This window comes from Phycisphaera sp., assembly GCA_025916675.1.
Lineage (GTDB): Bacteria > Planctomycetota > Phycisphaerae > Phycisphaerales > UBA1924 > JAHCJI01.
In genome coordinates this window covers 546,864-561,738 of the sequence record CP098402.1, presented here as the reverse complement: position 1 = coordinate 561,738, position 14,875 = coordinate 546,864, and the positions used below count along the sequence as shown (strand labels likewise).

12 protein-coding genes are annotated in these 14,875 nt (G+C 66.1%); 6 read left to right on the top strand and 6 right to left on the bottom strand.

The window, feature by feature from the left end; translation table 11 throughout:
- Window position 1: 1 nt before the first annotated feature.
- The 5 genes from NCW75_02480 to NCW75_02460 are packed head-to-tail and all read left to right on the top strand — an operon-like array spanning window position 2 to window position 6,014.
- Window positions 2–157: a small basic protein gene (locus tag NCW75_02480; protein ID UYV13162.1), complete on the top strand. Its 156-nt coding sequence runs from the start codon at window positions 2–4 to the stop codon at window positions 155–157.
- 47 nt (window positions 158–204) lie between these two features.
- Window positions 205–1,386, top strand: coding sequence for a pyridoxal phosphate-dependent aminotransferase (locus NCW75_02475; protein UYV13161.1), 1,182 nt, complete (start codon window positions 205–207; stop codon window positions 1,384–1,386).
- A gap of 40 nt (window positions 1,387–1,426) precedes the next feature.
- Entirely contained in the window at window positions 1,427–2,845 is a 1,419-nt protein-coding gene (locus NCW75_02470) for a hypothetical protein (GenBank protein UYV13160.1), read from the top strand.
- A 30-nt stretch (window positions 2,846–2,875) separates the two neighbouring features.
- A complete protein-coding gene (locus NCW75_02465; GenBank protein ID UYV13159.1) occupies window positions 2,876–3,919 on the top strand; it encodes an AAA family ATPase in 1,044 nt (347 codons plus the stop codon).
- 31 nt (window positions 3,920–3,950) lie between these two features.
- Window positions 3,951–6,014 (top strand): SpoIIE family protein phosphatase, encoded by a 2,064-nt coding sequence (locus tag NCW75_02460; GenBank protein ID UYV13158.1) that lies wholly within the window; start codon window positions 3,951–3,953, stop codon window positions 6,012–6,014.
- Here NCW75_02460 and NCW75_02455 read toward each other — a convergent pair.
- Window positions 6,011–8,488 (bottom strand): prolyl oligopeptidase family serine peptidase, encoded by a 2,478-nt coding sequence (locus NCW75_02455; GenBank protein UYV13157.1) that lies wholly within the window; start codon window positions 8,486–8,488, stop codon window positions 6,011–6,013. The two genes, NCW75_02460 and NCW75_02455, sit on opposite strands and share 4 nt — an antisense overlap.
- Before the next feature lie 38 nt (window positions 8,489–8,526).
- Window positions 8,527–9,822 carry an FAD-dependent oxidoreductase gene (locus tag NCW75_02450; GenBank protein UYV13156.1) on the bottom strand — a complete coding sequence of 432 codons (1,296 nt, stop codon included), beginning with the start codon at window positions 9,820–9,822 and terminating at the stop codon, window positions 8,527–8,529.
- 32 nt (window positions 9,823–9,854) lie between these two features.
- Here NCW75_02450 and dtd point away from each other — a divergent pair, with 32 nt between their 5' ends.
- On the top strand, window positions 9,855–10,310 hold the full coding sequence (gene dtd / locus NCW75_02445) for a D-aminoacyl-tRNA deacylase (GenBank protein ID UYV13155.1): 456 nt from the start codon (window positions 9,855–9,857) through the stop codon (window positions 10,308–10,310).
- Here dtd and NCW75_02440 read toward each other — a convergent pair.
- The 4 genes from NCW75_02440 to NCW75_02425 all read right to left on the bottom strand — a co-directional run bounded on the left by NCW75_02440 (window position 10,279) and on the right by NCW75_02425 (window position 14,829).
- A complete protein-coding gene (locus tag NCW75_02440) occupies window positions 10,279–10,809 on the bottom strand; it encodes a hypothetical protein (GenBank protein ID UYV13154.1) in 531 nt (176 codons plus the stop codon). The two genes, dtd and NCW75_02440, sit on opposite strands and share 32 nt — an antisense overlap.
- Window positions 10,809–11,300 carry a YkgJ family cysteine cluster protein gene (locus NCW75_02435; GenBank protein ID UYV13153.1) on the bottom strand — a complete coding sequence of 164 codons (492 nt, stop codon included), beginning with the start codon at window positions 11,298–11,300 and terminating at the stop codon, window positions 10,809–10,811. The genes NCW75_02440 and NCW75_02435 overlap by 1 nt, the downstream gene beginning before the upstream one ends.
- The gene (locus NCW75_02430; GenBank protein UYV13152.1) at window positions 11,297–12,658 is read right to left on the bottom strand and encodes a SpoIIE family protein phosphatase; all 1,362 of its coding nucleotides are present in this window, start codon (window positions 12,656–12,658) and stop codon (window positions 11,297–11,299) included. Before NCW75_02430 ends, NCW75_02435 begins: the two co-directional genes overlap by 4 nt.
- A gap of 83 nt (window positions 12,659–12,741) precedes the next feature.
- Window positions 12,742–14,829 carry a metallophosphoesterase gene (locus tag NCW75_02425; protein ID UYV13151.1) on the bottom strand — a complete coding sequence of 696 codons (2,088 nt, stop codon included), beginning with the start codon at window positions 14,827–14,829 and terminating at the stop codon, window positions 12,742–12,744.
- Window positions 14,830–14,875: the final 46 nt, after the last annotated feature.

Genomic DNA, 14,875 nt, shown 5'->3' with positions numbered 1-14,875 from the left:
CATGAGTATTCACAGTTCGCTTCGCACCGGTGGCGCCTTGGTCGAGAAGCGGTCGGTCCTGACCCGGGCCGAGCGTGTCGCCAAGCTGCTCGACGAGAAGAAGATGCCCAAGGACGAGAAGAAGGCTCTGGGCCTGCCCAAGGTCCGCGTCTTCTAGTTTCCTTTGGCAGCGCTTTTGCCCTCTTGGGTGGGAACGATGGGGGCATGGACGTAAGCCGCCTCGTGACCGACCGAGCCCGGGCCGTCGACGCCTCGGGCATCCGCCGCATCTTCCAACTCGGTGCCCAGATCGAGAACCCGATCAACCTGAGCATCGGGCAGCCGGACTTTCCGGTGCCCGAACCGATCAAGCGCGCCGCGATCGAGGCCATCGAGGCCGACCACAACGGGTACACGCAAACGCAGGGCATCGCGCCGCTTCGTGAGAGGCTGACAGACTGGCTCACCCTCGACCTGGGCTGGAGTTTCGGCTCGGCGGGTGATCCGGAGTTGCTGGTCACCAGCGGCACGAGCGGGGCGCTGTACCTGGCCTTCCTGGCCCTGCTCGGTCCGGGCGATGAGGCGATCATCCCCGACCCGTACTTCGTGATGTATCCCCACATCGCCACCATGTGCGGTGCCAAGGCCGTGCGGTGCGACACGTACCCAGACTTCCGGATGACCGCCGAGCGGGTGGAGCCGCTGATTACTGAGCGCACGAAGCTGGTGCTGTACAACGCGCCGTCGAACCCGGCGGGCGTGGTTGGCAGCGTTCAGGAATGCAAGGACCTTCTGGACCTATGCCGCCGCAAGGGTGTGCTGCTGATCAGCGACGAGATCTACGACGAGTTCACGTTCGATGACTTCGAGGACGACAAGGCCGCTGGCGACCCGTCGCGGGCGCGGTGCCCATCCCCCGCCCGGTTCGAGGGGGCGCAGGACGACGTGCTGGTGATCCGCGGCTTCGGCAAGACCTACGGCGTCACCGGCTGGCGGATGGGCTATGCCGCGGGGCCGGCCGAGTTGATGGGCCATATCGGGAAGTTCCAGCAGTACACCTATGTGTGCGCGCCGTCGATGGCCCAGCACGGGTGCATCGCGGCGATGGACGTGGACATGGGGCAGATCGTGTCGCAATACAAGCAGCGGCGGGACGCGCTCGTGAAGGCCTTGAGCCGGTGGACCGAGGTGGCGGTGCCGGGCGGTGCGTTCTATCTGTTTCCCCGCGTGCCGGAGGGGATGACCGGTACCCAATTCGTCGAGGACGCGATCTCGCGCAAGCTGCTGGTGATCCCCGGCGGGTTCTTCAGCGATCGCGATACGCACTTCAGGCTGAGCTTCGCGTCCTCGCAAGACACGATCGACCGAGGCATCGAGGTGCTCGAACGGATGTACACCGGCGGCTGAACGATCGGGCCGATACGATGGACACCCCAAGGAGATTCGCATGATCGCACGGACGCTCGCCCTGGCCACCCTGATGCTCGCGACCAGCGGGACCACCCTAGCGCGCGATCCCGAGCAGCTCAGCCGCTGGGCCGAGGAGGGGAAGGTGCGAGCCGAGAAGATGCGCGGGCTGCTCTTCCTGCGCGACGTGCCGGTGGAGTTGATGTCGCGGGCGAAGATCAAGGACGAGATCCTGGCGATGGTCGACCGGGATATGCCGCCGGCGTACCGCAAGCAGATCGACTTGGGCTACAAGGCCTTCGGGCTGGTGCCGCCGGACTCGGACGTGCTGAACGACATGATCAAGCTCGTGGTGTCGCAGGCGGGTGGGTTCTACGACCCCGAGGCCAAGCATGTCATCCTGCCCGACGATCTCGAGGAGTTCATGGGTGAGATGGTGGGCGAGATGGTTGCCAACGCGCCGGGCTTCATGGACCCGATGATGCGCAACATCCTGACCCACGAGTTCACGCATGCCTTACAAGACCAGCACCACGACCTCAACACCATCATGGGCATGGCCATGGACGACGACGACGTGAAGCTGGCGCTGACCGCGCTGGTCGAGGGCGACGCGACGCTCATCGGCACGGGCGCGATGATGGATGAGAACGGCGACATGACCAACCTGCTCAAGCAGGATCCCGCCGCCATGGGCGCGATGATGGGTGCGGGCGGCGGCATGATGGGTGCCGAGGCCAACGCGATGCCGGCGATCCTCAAGGAGACTCTCATCTTCCCGTACGTGTATGGGTACATCCTGGTCACGACGATGGTGCAGGACGGCGGTTTCGCCCGCATCGACGCGGCATTTGGTGATCCCCCGCTCTCGACCGAGCAGCTGCTGCACATCGAGAAGTACCTGGGCGAAGAGCGGGACGATCCGATCGAGATCACGCTGCCCGAAGTGAACCTGGACGACCTGGGCTGGACGCCCGTGGGCCAGAACACGATGGGTGAGTTCCAGACGCGCGTGCTGTTGGGAAGCTCGCCCGATGCCATCGCCGCGGCCGAGGGCTGGGACGGCGACCGCTTTCAGGTGTGGCAGCACGAGGATGGGCGGCTTGGCCTGGCGTGGATCAGCGTGTGGGACACCGACGCCGACGCGAAGCAGTTCGCCGAAGAGTTGGCGTACCACGAGGGCAAGCGTTTCACCGGCGAGGCGGGCAAGACCAGGAGCACGAACGAGGGCGGGCGGTACGAATTGGCCGTCGGCGACGAGGCCGACCTCTCGTGGGTGACCGTCGAGGGCGACACGGTGGTGCTGACGCGGGGCTTGCCCGCCGACACAGCGGGGGCCGTCGAGAGCAGCATCCGGGGGCTCTCGACCAAGGCCATCAAGACCTGGGCGGGCGTGCAGGCGGCGTCCGAAGCCTGGAACGCCAAGCACTCGGCTGAGGCCGAAGTCCTGGTGCCCTGATCTGACCACCTTCGCTCGATCGGAGACTGCATGGACGCGGAGCAGCAGCACAGCCCCGAAGCTACCCAGGCCGCCGCAGACAAGTTCCGCGCCGATTACACCGCCGTGCGCGACCAGGTCGCCCGCGTGGTGGTCGGCCAGCAAGACATCGTCGACGGCCTGTTGACCTGCCTGTTCACCGGGGGGCACGCGTTGCTCGAGGGCGTACCGGGCATCGGCAAGACGCTCATGGTGCGCACGCTGGCCAGCGCGCTCTCGCTCGACTTCGGTCGCGTGCAGTTCACGCCCGACCTGATGCCCGCGGACATCACCGGCACGACGGTGATCGATGAGGTCGAGACCGATTCGGGGCAGGTCAAGCGGCAGTTCGTGTTCCAGCGCGGGCCGATCTTTGCCCAGATGGTGCTGGCCGACGAGATCAACCGGGCGACACCCAAGACGCAGAGCGCTCTCTTGGAAGCTATGCAGGAGCGCAGCGTGACGGTCGCGGGCACGACGCATGAATTGCCGCTGCCGTTCTTCGTGCTGGCCACGCAGAACCCCATCGAGCAGGAGGGCACGTACCCGCTGCCCGAAGCGCAGCTCGACCGGTTCTTCTTCAAGCTGCAGGTGGGCTACGCCAACCGGGCCGAGATGGGCGAGATCATCGCACGCACGACCGGGGCGGTTGCCACCAGCGTGGAGTCCGTGCTCGACGCGAAGACGATCCTGGAGCACCAGAAGCTCGTCCGACGCGTTGCGGTTACCGATCAGGTCCGGGACTACGCCATCCGCCTGGTGCTCAGCACGCACGCCAAGGGTCGGTACTCTGACGGCCAGTTCGCGCCGCCGATGGTCAACCAGTTCGTGCGGGTTGGCGCGTCGCCCCGTGCGGCCCAGGCGTTGATTCTGGGTGCCAAATGCCGGGCGCTGGTCGATGGCCGACCGTCGGTGGCCATCGAGGACGTCAAGGCGATCGCGCTGCCCGCCCTACGCCACCGCATCGTGGTGAACTTCGAGGCCGAGGCGGAGGGCGTGGCCAGCGACCCGATCGTTGAGAACATCGTGCAGACGCTGCCGGTCGAGGGCGTATGAGCTCCGTGCAACCGAAGCGGGAGCGTTGACCATGCTTGGCCGCGTGTCGATCCGAGTGCTCTTGCCGCTCCTCATGGGCCTGCCCGTCGCGGTCGCGGCCGTCGTGCTGGTCACGTTGTGGAGCGGGCAGACCAGCGAGACGGCGCGCACGCTGAACGCCGCCGAGATGGCCCAGATCCACGGCCGGATCGACGAACGGCTGGCGTCGTTGCTCGAAACCCTGCCACGGGCGACGCGCATCCAGCGCGGGCACATCCTGGCCGGCCGGCGCGATCGGGACGACCTGCGGTCTTGGCGCGGGCCGCTGTTCGAGTTCGCCGAAGCGATGGACATGATCAGCGGCATCAGTTGGGGCGACGCCACGGGCCGGGCGACCTGGGTGTTCCGCTACCCGGGCAAGCTGCACCCCGAGTTCGCCATCGCCGACGAGCAAACCAAGCTGGCCAACGACTCGCCCGATACCGGGTACGTCGAGGAGTATTCTCTTGACGCAACGGGGAACGTCATCGATCGGATCGGCGGCTATCCGTACGACCCACGCGGCAGGCCCTGGTATGTCGGGGCCGTGTTGGGCGGCAAGCCCACCTATCTCGACCCCTACGCGTGGCTGAATGTGGACGGGCAGGCCACCACGCTCGGCCTGCCGTTCGTCGAGCCGGTGTACATCGAGCCCAACGGTGATGGCGAAGAGCGCGAGTTGATCGGCGTTCTTGCGGCCGAATTCAGCCTCGAAGACCTCGCGGCCTTTCTTCGAACGCTCGAGGTGGGCGACGCGGGGTTCGTGCTGATCCTCGACGGCGGCGGCCGGCTGATCGCCCACTCGCTGCCCAAGGATCAGGTACCGGCCATCATCGAGATCGACGGCTTGCCGGCCGTCCCGGTCGCCTCGCAGATGGCCGATGCCCGGGTGCGCGACGCGGCCAATCACGTGGCGCGCGAGGTGGCCCGTCAGCAGGGCGAGCGAGCCGAGGACTTGTCAGAAGAGATCGAATCCGGCACGATCGTCGCCGATATTGCCGGCTCGCCCATGCTGGTCCGCGTGTCGGCGTACCACGATGCGCCGGGGCTCGACTGGCGCATCATCACCGCCCTGCCCGAAGCCGAGTTGCTCCTGCCGGTGGCCGCCGCGCGGGCCAGCAGCGATCGGGCCAGCACGGCTGCCTTCGTGCTCACCGTCCTGCTTGGCCTGGCGCTCGGCCTGCTGGCCACGCGGCCGGTGTCCAGGCTCGTGCGAGAGATCGGCCGCGTGGGCGAGGGAGAGCTCGAAGAACGCGTCGTGCCCGGTGTGACGAGCGAGTTGGGCCGGATCGCCGAGGCGGTGAACACCATGGCCGAGGACCTGCGCGATCGCGTTCGGCTGCGCGAGAGCCTGCTGGTGGCGATGGAGGTCCAGAAGAACCTGCTGCCCCACGAACCGCCGGTGATCGAGGGCCTGGACATCGCCGGCCACAGCACGTACTGCGATGAAACCGGCGGGGACTATTACGACTATCTGCACATCGAGGGTCTCAGCGAGCGATGCGCGGCACTGGCCATCGGCGACGTCGTCGGCCACGGCGTGGCGGCGGCGATGCTCATGGCCACGGCCCGCGGCATCCTGCGTAGCCGGTGCCACGAACCGGCGTCGCTGGGCGAGTTACTCAAGCACCTCAATGAATTGCTGGTTGACGACACGGGCGGCGAACGCTTCATGACGATGCTGCTGGTCGTGCTCGATGGCGGGACTGGCAACATGGCTTGGGCCTCGGCGGGTCACGGTCCGCCGATGGTGTATGTCGCGAAGGATGATCGCTTCGCCGAGCACAAGGGCGGCGGCATCCCGCTCGGGCTGTTTGCGGGCAGGGAGTTCGAGACGTACACCGCCGGACCGTTCTCGCCGGGCGATATCGTGGTGCTGTCGACCGATGGATTGTGGGAAGCCAAGCAGGCCGACGGCGAGTTCTATGGCATGGAACGCTTGCAGCGGGTGATCCGCGAGTCGGCCACAGAGAACGCCGAGTCGATCGCCGCGGCGATCCGCGAGGATCACAAGGCCGCGTGCGGCGACAAGTCACAGGACGACGACATCACGTTCGTTGTGGCCAAGATCGTCTAACGCCAGGCGCTCTGCGTTTCGCTCACCGACCAATCGGACTCGAAGAAGCCCGCGGCGACCACACCATCGAGCCCCGATTTGAGCACGTCCGGGCTGGTGAGCATCCAATCTGGGTAGCCCACGCCCGAGATGAAGTACCGCGGCTCGTCGGCCAGTCGGCGACCACCATCGCCGGTGCCCGCGACGACGCCGACGAGCGCCGTGTCGCTGCCGGGTCTTGGATACAGGAAGTGGGCGGCCAAGTCGTCACGTTCCAGCGTGCGATCCCCCACCGTCGCCGCATCGCGCGCGATGCGGATCGGGGCATCGTCGAGCAGGGCATCCCAAAGCCGATGTGAATCGGCGCAGCCGTAGATGATGATGTTTCGGTCGGCGTTCTCGGGGTCATTGAGATCGAACGCGGTGTCGGGCACGACGTCGACCGAGCCGTTGGCGCGGTACTGCCAAGTGTCGGCGTCGTAGCGGGCCTTGGCCAGGGCCCAGGCGTTCTCATCATCGGTGCCGCCGGTGGCGTAGACGAAGGCCATGTGGTTGTTGAAGGCGTGCTTGAAGGGTCCGGCGCGGTGGGCGCCCTTGAGGGCAAGGTCGAACCTGCCAGTTCCTTCCCACGGCTGGTCGACGCTTGCACGTTGGAGGCGAGTGGTTCCGGTTTCATCGCGGTGGAGGGGGACATCAAACGTCTGCCCGTCGACGGTGAGCGTGGCGGGCTCGACCTTGAAATCGCTCCATGCTCGGGGCTCGATGACCATCGCGAGCACGTTCTCCGTCGTCACCACCATCGTGTTCTTGTTGGTGTCCCGCACGAGCTCGACCTGCGTCGGCGTCATCGCCTTCGCCTGCCGATGGATCGTAAACAGCCGCCCCTCGCTGCTGATGGCGGGATTGATAGTGATGAAGGTCTCGCTCGCCGGCGTCATGTCGATGCTGCGATCCTCGAAGAACTCCATCATCGGCGGCCAGTCGACGCACTGGTTGCCCCACCAGTGCCCGGCCCCGGGTTGTTCGTAGTAGGCAAAGTTGGGGTGGAACTTCGCCAGCCGTTCTCGCATGAAACGGGCCTGGGACACGGGCACATTGTTGTCGGCGTCGCCGTGGAGGATGTAGACGCCCAGGTCCTTGTAGTTCTCTTCGAGCAGCAGCGTGCGGCTGGCGTTGTTGGCGGTGTTGAGGATCTGGCCGATGGGGTCGCTTTCGTCGAAGTCGCCCGCGCCGCCGTAGCTCCAGAAGTCTCGCCAGCCGGCACTGGGACCGATGGCGGCGAACTTTGGGGCAAAGTGGGCGCCCACCTGCCACGTGCCATGACCGCCCATGGAGTGGCCGGTGAGCCAGGTGCGCTGCGGGTTGTTGTGGCCATACGCATCCGAGGCATGGTCGAGTACTTCCATCGCGTCGATGCGGCCCCAGTCTTCCCAGTCGAAGCCGAAGGGGCGGCGGTTGGTGGGCGCAACGATGATCGTGCCATCCTTGTGGCCATACGCATTGGCCTGATTGCGCGCCTCGACGCTCGCGCCGTGCAAGGTGAGGATCAGACCTTCGACCCTCTTTCCTTCGGTGGGCGGCGTGACGGCGTAGTACTGCACGCTGCCGTCGATGTCGCTGATGAAGGTGCGGCTGTGCTTGTTATGCCTTTCTCGCATCCGCAGCGACACGGATGTCTGGGCCTGTGTCATTCCTGAGAGGGCACCCAACTCGACGGCGACCTCATCGGTTTCCAAAGTTGCTGGGAGAGCCATGTGCACAGGCAGCTTGCGGACGCCAAGGGGCGCGATCCCCCCCAGCCCGGGGACGACCTGGGTGGTCAAGCGGCCGCCGTCCCACACACCCTGCACGCCAATCAGTTGCTCGGTGGTAGCGTTCACCAGAGGCGAAGCTGCGACATATTCGCCACCTTCGACAACGTCGGGCCTGGTCACGTCGCGATCGAGCCAGAACAACTCCGCCTTGGGCTCGCGCAGCTCGATGCGCAGCCGCCCGCGCCCGCCCCTGAACAACAACTCGTTGTCGCCCTCGATCAATTCGATGGGGAGCACCGTGATGCCGAGGTTGTACACGTCGCCGCCTCGGCGTTCGCCATTGATACTCACGTGCCGATGGCCGCGGGCATGGAGCATCACGATGCGGCGGACCGGCGACCGGACGATCACGTGGGCGTAGCCGCCGGCGAGTGCGCGATCATTGAAGACGCCGTCATCGTTGGCGGAGATCGGCTTCCAGGTCGCGGTCCGCCCGTCCGCGGCTGTCACCACTTCGTCCTCGACCGGCGTACCCCACGTGCCTCGGACGATGCTGGCTTCGACCGGATCGGTCACGATCAGGCTGCGCCCACCGCGAGAGAGGCGATCGACGGCGAGCATCTCGCGGATGACCAGCGAATCGGCGTCTTCGACGAGTTCGACGACCGTCTGGGCCGGCGAGGGCGAGACGAGAAGCAGAAGGATGGCAACGGCAATAGCAGCGGCAACACGCATGGGCATCTCCAATGCCCCAGCGTATGGCCCGTGCCAAGAGCGTGTCAGGCGGGCGTGCGGTCGAGCACGGCCTGAGCGCACCGAGAACCACTCGCCAGGGCGCCATCGATCGAGGCATTGTCCAGCCAATCACCACAGGCGAAGAGCCCGCCACCCATCTCGACCGGCCGCTGGGGCGTACTCAGCCAGGGTGGGCTCTGGTCCGGCAGGGCGTGATCGATGCGATCGACATTGATCGCACGCCAGCCATCGACCTGCTCGCCAAACCACCGGCGGAGTTGGGGACGCGCGACGTCGTCGAGCACCTCGTCATCCATCGCGGCGGCGAGCATGGTGGGATCGATCACGTTCGCGTACACCAGGTGCTTGCCCTTGGGTGCGTACGCGGGCGAAGCGACGCTCATGGAAGCCAGGTGATTGATCGGGCCTTCACCCTGGCCGTCCAGCACCAGGATGGCTTCTTCGGTGGGAGGTTTGTCGCAGGCGTAGGCGATAGTCGCCGTCTGTCGCCAACGCACCGGCTTGGCGTCAACAGTCGCGTGCGGCGACATCAGTGTGCGTGCGGTACCGCCTTCGACCGCCACGACGATGTTCGTCGCGCTCACCGAACGATCTGTGGTTTGGACTGTCCAGCCATTGCTGGTGCGTTCCAGACGATCAACGCGAGAATCCACCTGCACTGAATCTGCTGGCAATCGACGGGCGATCTGCGCGGGCAGCGCGGCCATGCCACGGGCCGGAACGCACGTACGACCTTGTGCGAACATGCGATAGGTAAACTCGAGCATGCGACTGGAGGTCTCGAGGTCCGGATCGAAGAACACCCCGCCAAAGAACGGTCGGAAGAAGCGATCGATGGTCGTGCTCGCGAAGCCCTCCTCGCGCAACGCGTCGATCGCGGACCGATCGGGCCGGGCCCAGAGATTCTCGACCGGCCCCGCGAGCACGCGCAAGGACATTTCGGCCAGGCGCAGCTTATCGCGCGTGGTCGCGATGGGCGTTCGAAAGCCGCGGAGCGCGTCGCCGGGCCGTCGGCGGGGATCGGCGACGCGATGCATTTGCCCGTCGTGGAACACCATCGCGCCGGGATAGAAGCACTTCAGGTCGAGCGCATCGTAATCGAACGCTTCGGCCGCGTTGGGATACGCCGTGAGCAGCACCTGGAAGCCGCAATCAACGAGGTAATCGCCTTCCGATGTCGAGATAGTTTCGGTGCGGACCCGACCACCGAGCCGGTCCGCGGCTTCCAAGAGGATGAACGAGCGGCCGGCCGCATGCAATCTGCGCGCGCAGTTCAAGCCAGCCAGGCCGCCTCCAATAATGACCGTGTCAGTGTCCATGCCCGCCTCGGAGCGAAAGGGAGAGCCGGGAGATGCGAGTTGTCATCCAACGTGTAGCCGAAGCCAGTGTCATCCTCCCACGAGAGGGCGATGTTAGCGGACAAATCGGCCACGGCCTACTGGCCTTGGTTGGCTTGCAACGCGGCGATACCGATTCCACATTGGATTGGATGGCCAACAAGCTCTTACGGTTGCGAGTGTTCCCGGATACGCAAGACAAGATGAATCTCTCTGTGCTGGAAGTTCCCGATGCAAGAATCCTTCTCGTGCCAAACTTCACCGTGGGATGCGACATCGGCAAGGGCCTTCGACCCAGCTTCGATACGGCCATGCCGTCCGATGCGGCGAGTGGCATGTTTAAGGAGTTTGTGGAGAAATTTTCAGGGAAGGGCATCAACGTTGAGACCGGCGTTTTTGGATCGGAGATGCACGTGCGTCTTTGCAATGACGGGCCGGTCACGTTTGTAATTGAGTCTCAGGATCAATAAGAAGAACTTCGGCGAGCAACGACAGCATCGCCCTCCACTCCATGTATCGGTACGGTACGCCCGCCGTGAGGTGCAGAGCTTTCACCATGGCGTGCGCGCGCTCGGTTAGGCCTTCTTGCCACTCCTGGGATGTCGGATCGCAGAAGTACGTGCGACACCCCACGGGCTTGATGGTGTGTACGCCGCACAGCGTGCCGTCCTGGAACGGGCACCCGCCCCGCTCGAGCGCGTCGACAACGGTGTCGGGCGTCAGGCTGGGATGTTCGGGCGCGAGCTGGCGCACGCACCACGCGGCTTCGAGCCCGGTGACATATAGACGGTGACCGTAGGATTCGAAATTGCAGCAGCGGCCCGATGCCGCGCACGCCGGGGCACGGGCGGCCACCTGGTCGGCGATCATGGCGTAGATCGCGTCCAGCCGCTGGCCGACCTCGGGCTCTCGCACCGCATCAAGCCAACGCCGGGCCTGGGCGACATCCTCGACATCGAACGCCGGCATCAGATGGGGCTCGCGTCACGCGTCAAGCGCACGGTGCGGGGGGGCGTGAGCGTTCCGGTGTTCATGCCGGGGCACGTGGCGCTCGCCCGATCCCACGCACGCTCATCGGTCAGGTTGCGCTTCCAGAAGGGCCAGGTGCGGCACTGCTTGGGTCGGGCTCGGTACACACCGCAGACGGCCTTGCCGGGCACGGTCGTGCGATCGAGGAACACGCAGTCCCACCCGAACGCGGTCAGGCGTTCGTCCAGCGAGATGCCGCCATCGATCGGCTTGGTGTATTGCGCAATGAATTCGGCTTCGCTCACGCCGAGGTGCCGGGCCAGCGCTGCTCGCTCGCTCGCGTCGAGCATCACCGTGCCTGGCACGCCGGTGCAGCAATTTCCGCACATCGTGCAGTTGAACCGCAAGCCACTCTCGGTTGTCGAGTTGCCTCGTGCATCGGATGGCCCGAACGGCGACCGCTCGAACCAGTCTCGCCCGGCCGGGTTCATGCCAGGACGCCGGCGGCGGTGCTGAACGTGGCATCCTGGTCCTGGGGGACGCCAGCGTAGCGCAGGGCGACGATGGTCTGATCGTCGTCTCGCGTGCGTGAGTTCGTGTGCTCGTAGAGTGCGCCGTGGACCGAATCGACCACGCAGGCCGGCTGACCCGAGCAACCTTCGAGCGCCTCGTCCAGGCCGTTCACGCCGAACATCTCACGCTTCTGGTTGAACGATTCGGTGATGCCATCGGTATAAAGCACGATGGTGTCGCCCGGCTCGAGCCTGATCGATGCGCTGGTCGCACCCAGTGGCTCGAACACACCCAGCGGCAGGCTGCCCGCCTCCTCGATCGAGAGCACCTCGCCCGAGGCGCCCCGCTTCCATCGCGGCGGGTTATGCCCGGCCCGGCTGAACTGGAACTCGCCCGTCGCGGGGTCGTACACGCCCAGGAAGGCCGTGGTGAACGCGCCCTCGAGCCCGGCGGCGACGAGGCGGCTGTTGGCGTGCTCGAGCACGAGGTGCGGATGGATGCCGCTGCCCTCGTAAGCGTGCAGGATCGCGTGGAGCATGGCCATCACCGTGGCCGCCGCGGCCCCGTGGCCGGCCACATCGGCGATGAGGATGCCCCAGCGGCCGTCCTCGAATGGGAAGAAGTCGTAGTAGTCCCCGCCCGCCTGGTCACTGGTGAGGTAGCTCGTTGCCAGCGAGAGCCCGGGAATATCCGGCAGCGAGCGAGGCAGCAGGCTCTGCTGAACGCGGGCGACTTCCTCGAACTGCCCGCGCAGCCGGCTGGTCGCCTGCTCGGCCTCACGCACGGCCACGAGGTTGCGTGTCGCCGTGCCGCTGAGGTTTGCCACCATCACGAACAATTCGAGCGCTTCCTCGTTGAACGCCTCGGCATCACGAACGAACTGGAAGGCCCAGTTGAGCGGTCGACCGCGATCGAAGATCGGTGTCGCCAGCACCGCCTTCATGCCCGCGGCGGCATCGCCCAGCGCGGGGTCGTCCTTCACGCCGTCGATCCGGACCACCGCCGGCTCGCCAGCATCCATGATCTCGCCCAGCAAGCCGCCGCCATGCACCGGGAGCGCCTTCCAGTTCTTCCAGGGATCGAACCGCTCGTAGATGTTCTTGCCATCATCCGGGGCGTCGGCAACCTCCTGGGTGTCGATGATCCGCGTGACCTTGTACTGGCCCTCGGCCAGCCCGCGGACCGAGGCCGAGACGTACAGGTCAACCGGGTAGAGCTGCCACATGCGGCGGAAGGCGAGCTGGATCTGCCCGGGTTCTTCAGCGCGGCTGACATCCTCGAGCAACTCGCGGACGAGCGCCAGGCGGGCCAGGGGATCGGTCAGCACTTCAGCCATGGTTAGTATGATATGGAGTCGCGTGGGCCCGGCCTTATTCCCCAGGCGGTTCTTGGGGGTGTCCCGCTCGGCCCTTGGGGCGATTACCGGGCGTCGACGGCCTTGGGCGAGCCGACACGCCTGGCGTGGTGGCCATTGCCCGAGCCATCCAGGACGTAGGGGCCAAGGGAGCGGTCGAAGGTGTACAGGACCACGGTGGCGGCGTCGGCCCCGAGGCGTCGCTGCGGGCTGAACCGCTCCCCGCGGTAGCGTGCGGTGTTGGACAGGCGGACCTCGTCGATCTGGCCCTCGAAGAAGCTCATGGGGTTGCCCGAGCCGTCGGGGTCGGCCCCGATGATCAGCGGCAGGCCGTTGGTTCTGCGGTCCCACGCGGGATCGACGCCCTCGGTGGAGACTAATTCGCCATCGAGGTACACGCGGGTGGCGTTGCCGTCGTAGACCGCCGCGACGTGGTGCCAGGTGTCGGTCTCGATCGCGTCCAGGACCCGATTGTTCCGGTAGCCGCCGCCCAGGTGGTTGCTGAAGCCCAGCACCCCGTTGCTCACGAAGAAGCCGTACTCGCTGCTCTGCGTCTTGGTGACCAACCCCCGGCGGCCCGAGAAGCTGCGTGCGTTGAACCAGCACTCCAACGTGAACGGCCCCTGGGCCACGCTCGCGGCGTGGCTGGGCACGAGGATGGCATCGTCGACGCCGTCGAAGTCCAGGGCCATGTTCACCGCCGCGGGCTCGCTCCCCATCAGGCTCGCGAGGTCGACCGGCACCTCGACCTCCTGCGTGGGCAAGGCGTAGCGAGCGGTCTGGCCCAGGTAGTCGGCGTCGACCGCGAGGCTCAACCGATCGAGGTAGTCGTCGGCAGTGTTCGACGGGCGACCGATCAGGAACGCGACTTCTTTCATTTCCCCCGGCTGCAAGATCGCGTGGACGTGATCGGGCCGCACGAGCCAACGGTTGTCGCCCGAGGCCGGTGTGACGGCGAGGTCCAGGGGCCGGTCGGTCGTGTTCTCGATGGTCAGGGCGACCTCGCCGCGAGCGCTCCCGGTCGCATCGAAGCCAACAACGCCGTCGATCTGGGCCGCGCTGCGGGCCTGGCGGGCCAGCATGTCGGCCGTCTCCCCGGTGATCTCGCGCACGTTCATCGCGGCACCGACGGGGTAGGCCGTCATGGCGATCTGCTGGGGACGCACGGTGATCAGGTGGTACTGGTGCAGCCAGCCGGCGTCGGGAACCTGGCCGTTCTGGTGGCCGCCGACGGTGGCCAGCGTAACGTACTCGATGCCGTCGTTGCCGTTCGGACCAAAATCGTGCCGCATGCGGTGGATGTGGCCCGCGAAGACGGCCCGCACGTTGCCGGCCTCGACCAGCATCGGGTGCACGTTGTCGTTCCAGTCGCTGCCGTAGTTGCGCCCCAGCCATCGCGGGTGGTGCACGAACACGAACTGGTGCGTCGCGTCCTTGCCACGCTCCAACGCGTCGGCCAAGAACCCCTTCTGCTCGGGGCTCATCGCCTGGCTGGCTGGCTTGTTGAAGTTCTTCTCGCCGGTCTCCGGGTTGCTCTCGTCGGTGTACAGGATGATGAAGTGGCTGTCCTTGTGCGTGAAGCTGTACCACAGCGGGCCGAAGTGCATCTCGTAGCTATCTTCGTGCTCGCCCTCGGGCTTGCCTTCACCCCGCCAGTAAATGTCGTGGTTGCCCGCGACCGGGAACCAGGGGCACAGCAGCTCGCCCATGACGGCCTTGAACTCGCCCATCTCGGTCATCCACTGGGCGCTCTGGTTGTAGCCGTCGATCATGTCGCCCACGGTCATGACCAGGTCGGGCTCGATGAGGTTCACATCACGCACCGCGTCGGCCAGCACATTGATGCCCAGGTCGGGCCCGCCCGTGCGATCGCCGAAGACCGCGAACACGAACGCGTCGTCCTCGCCCGGCAAGGGCAGCGTGACCGCCGAGTCGCGCGTCGTGAAGAAACGCGTGCCATCGGGCGCGACGGTGGCGTGCGGGCGGTTGTGCGTGTGCACGTGCCGGTCGTGGAAGAGGAAGGGCGTCTCGTCCTTCGCCTCGTACCCTGGCTCGCGTTCGCCTTGTCGGGCGATGTGGCCGCTGGAAGCACCAGTTGCATCGCACGCGAGCAACGCGAGCAGCAAAACAATCAGAGGACTGGCATGGCTCATGGCAGGGCGACTCCGGATAGCGGGGAGCGGGTTCGGCAGCGGTCCG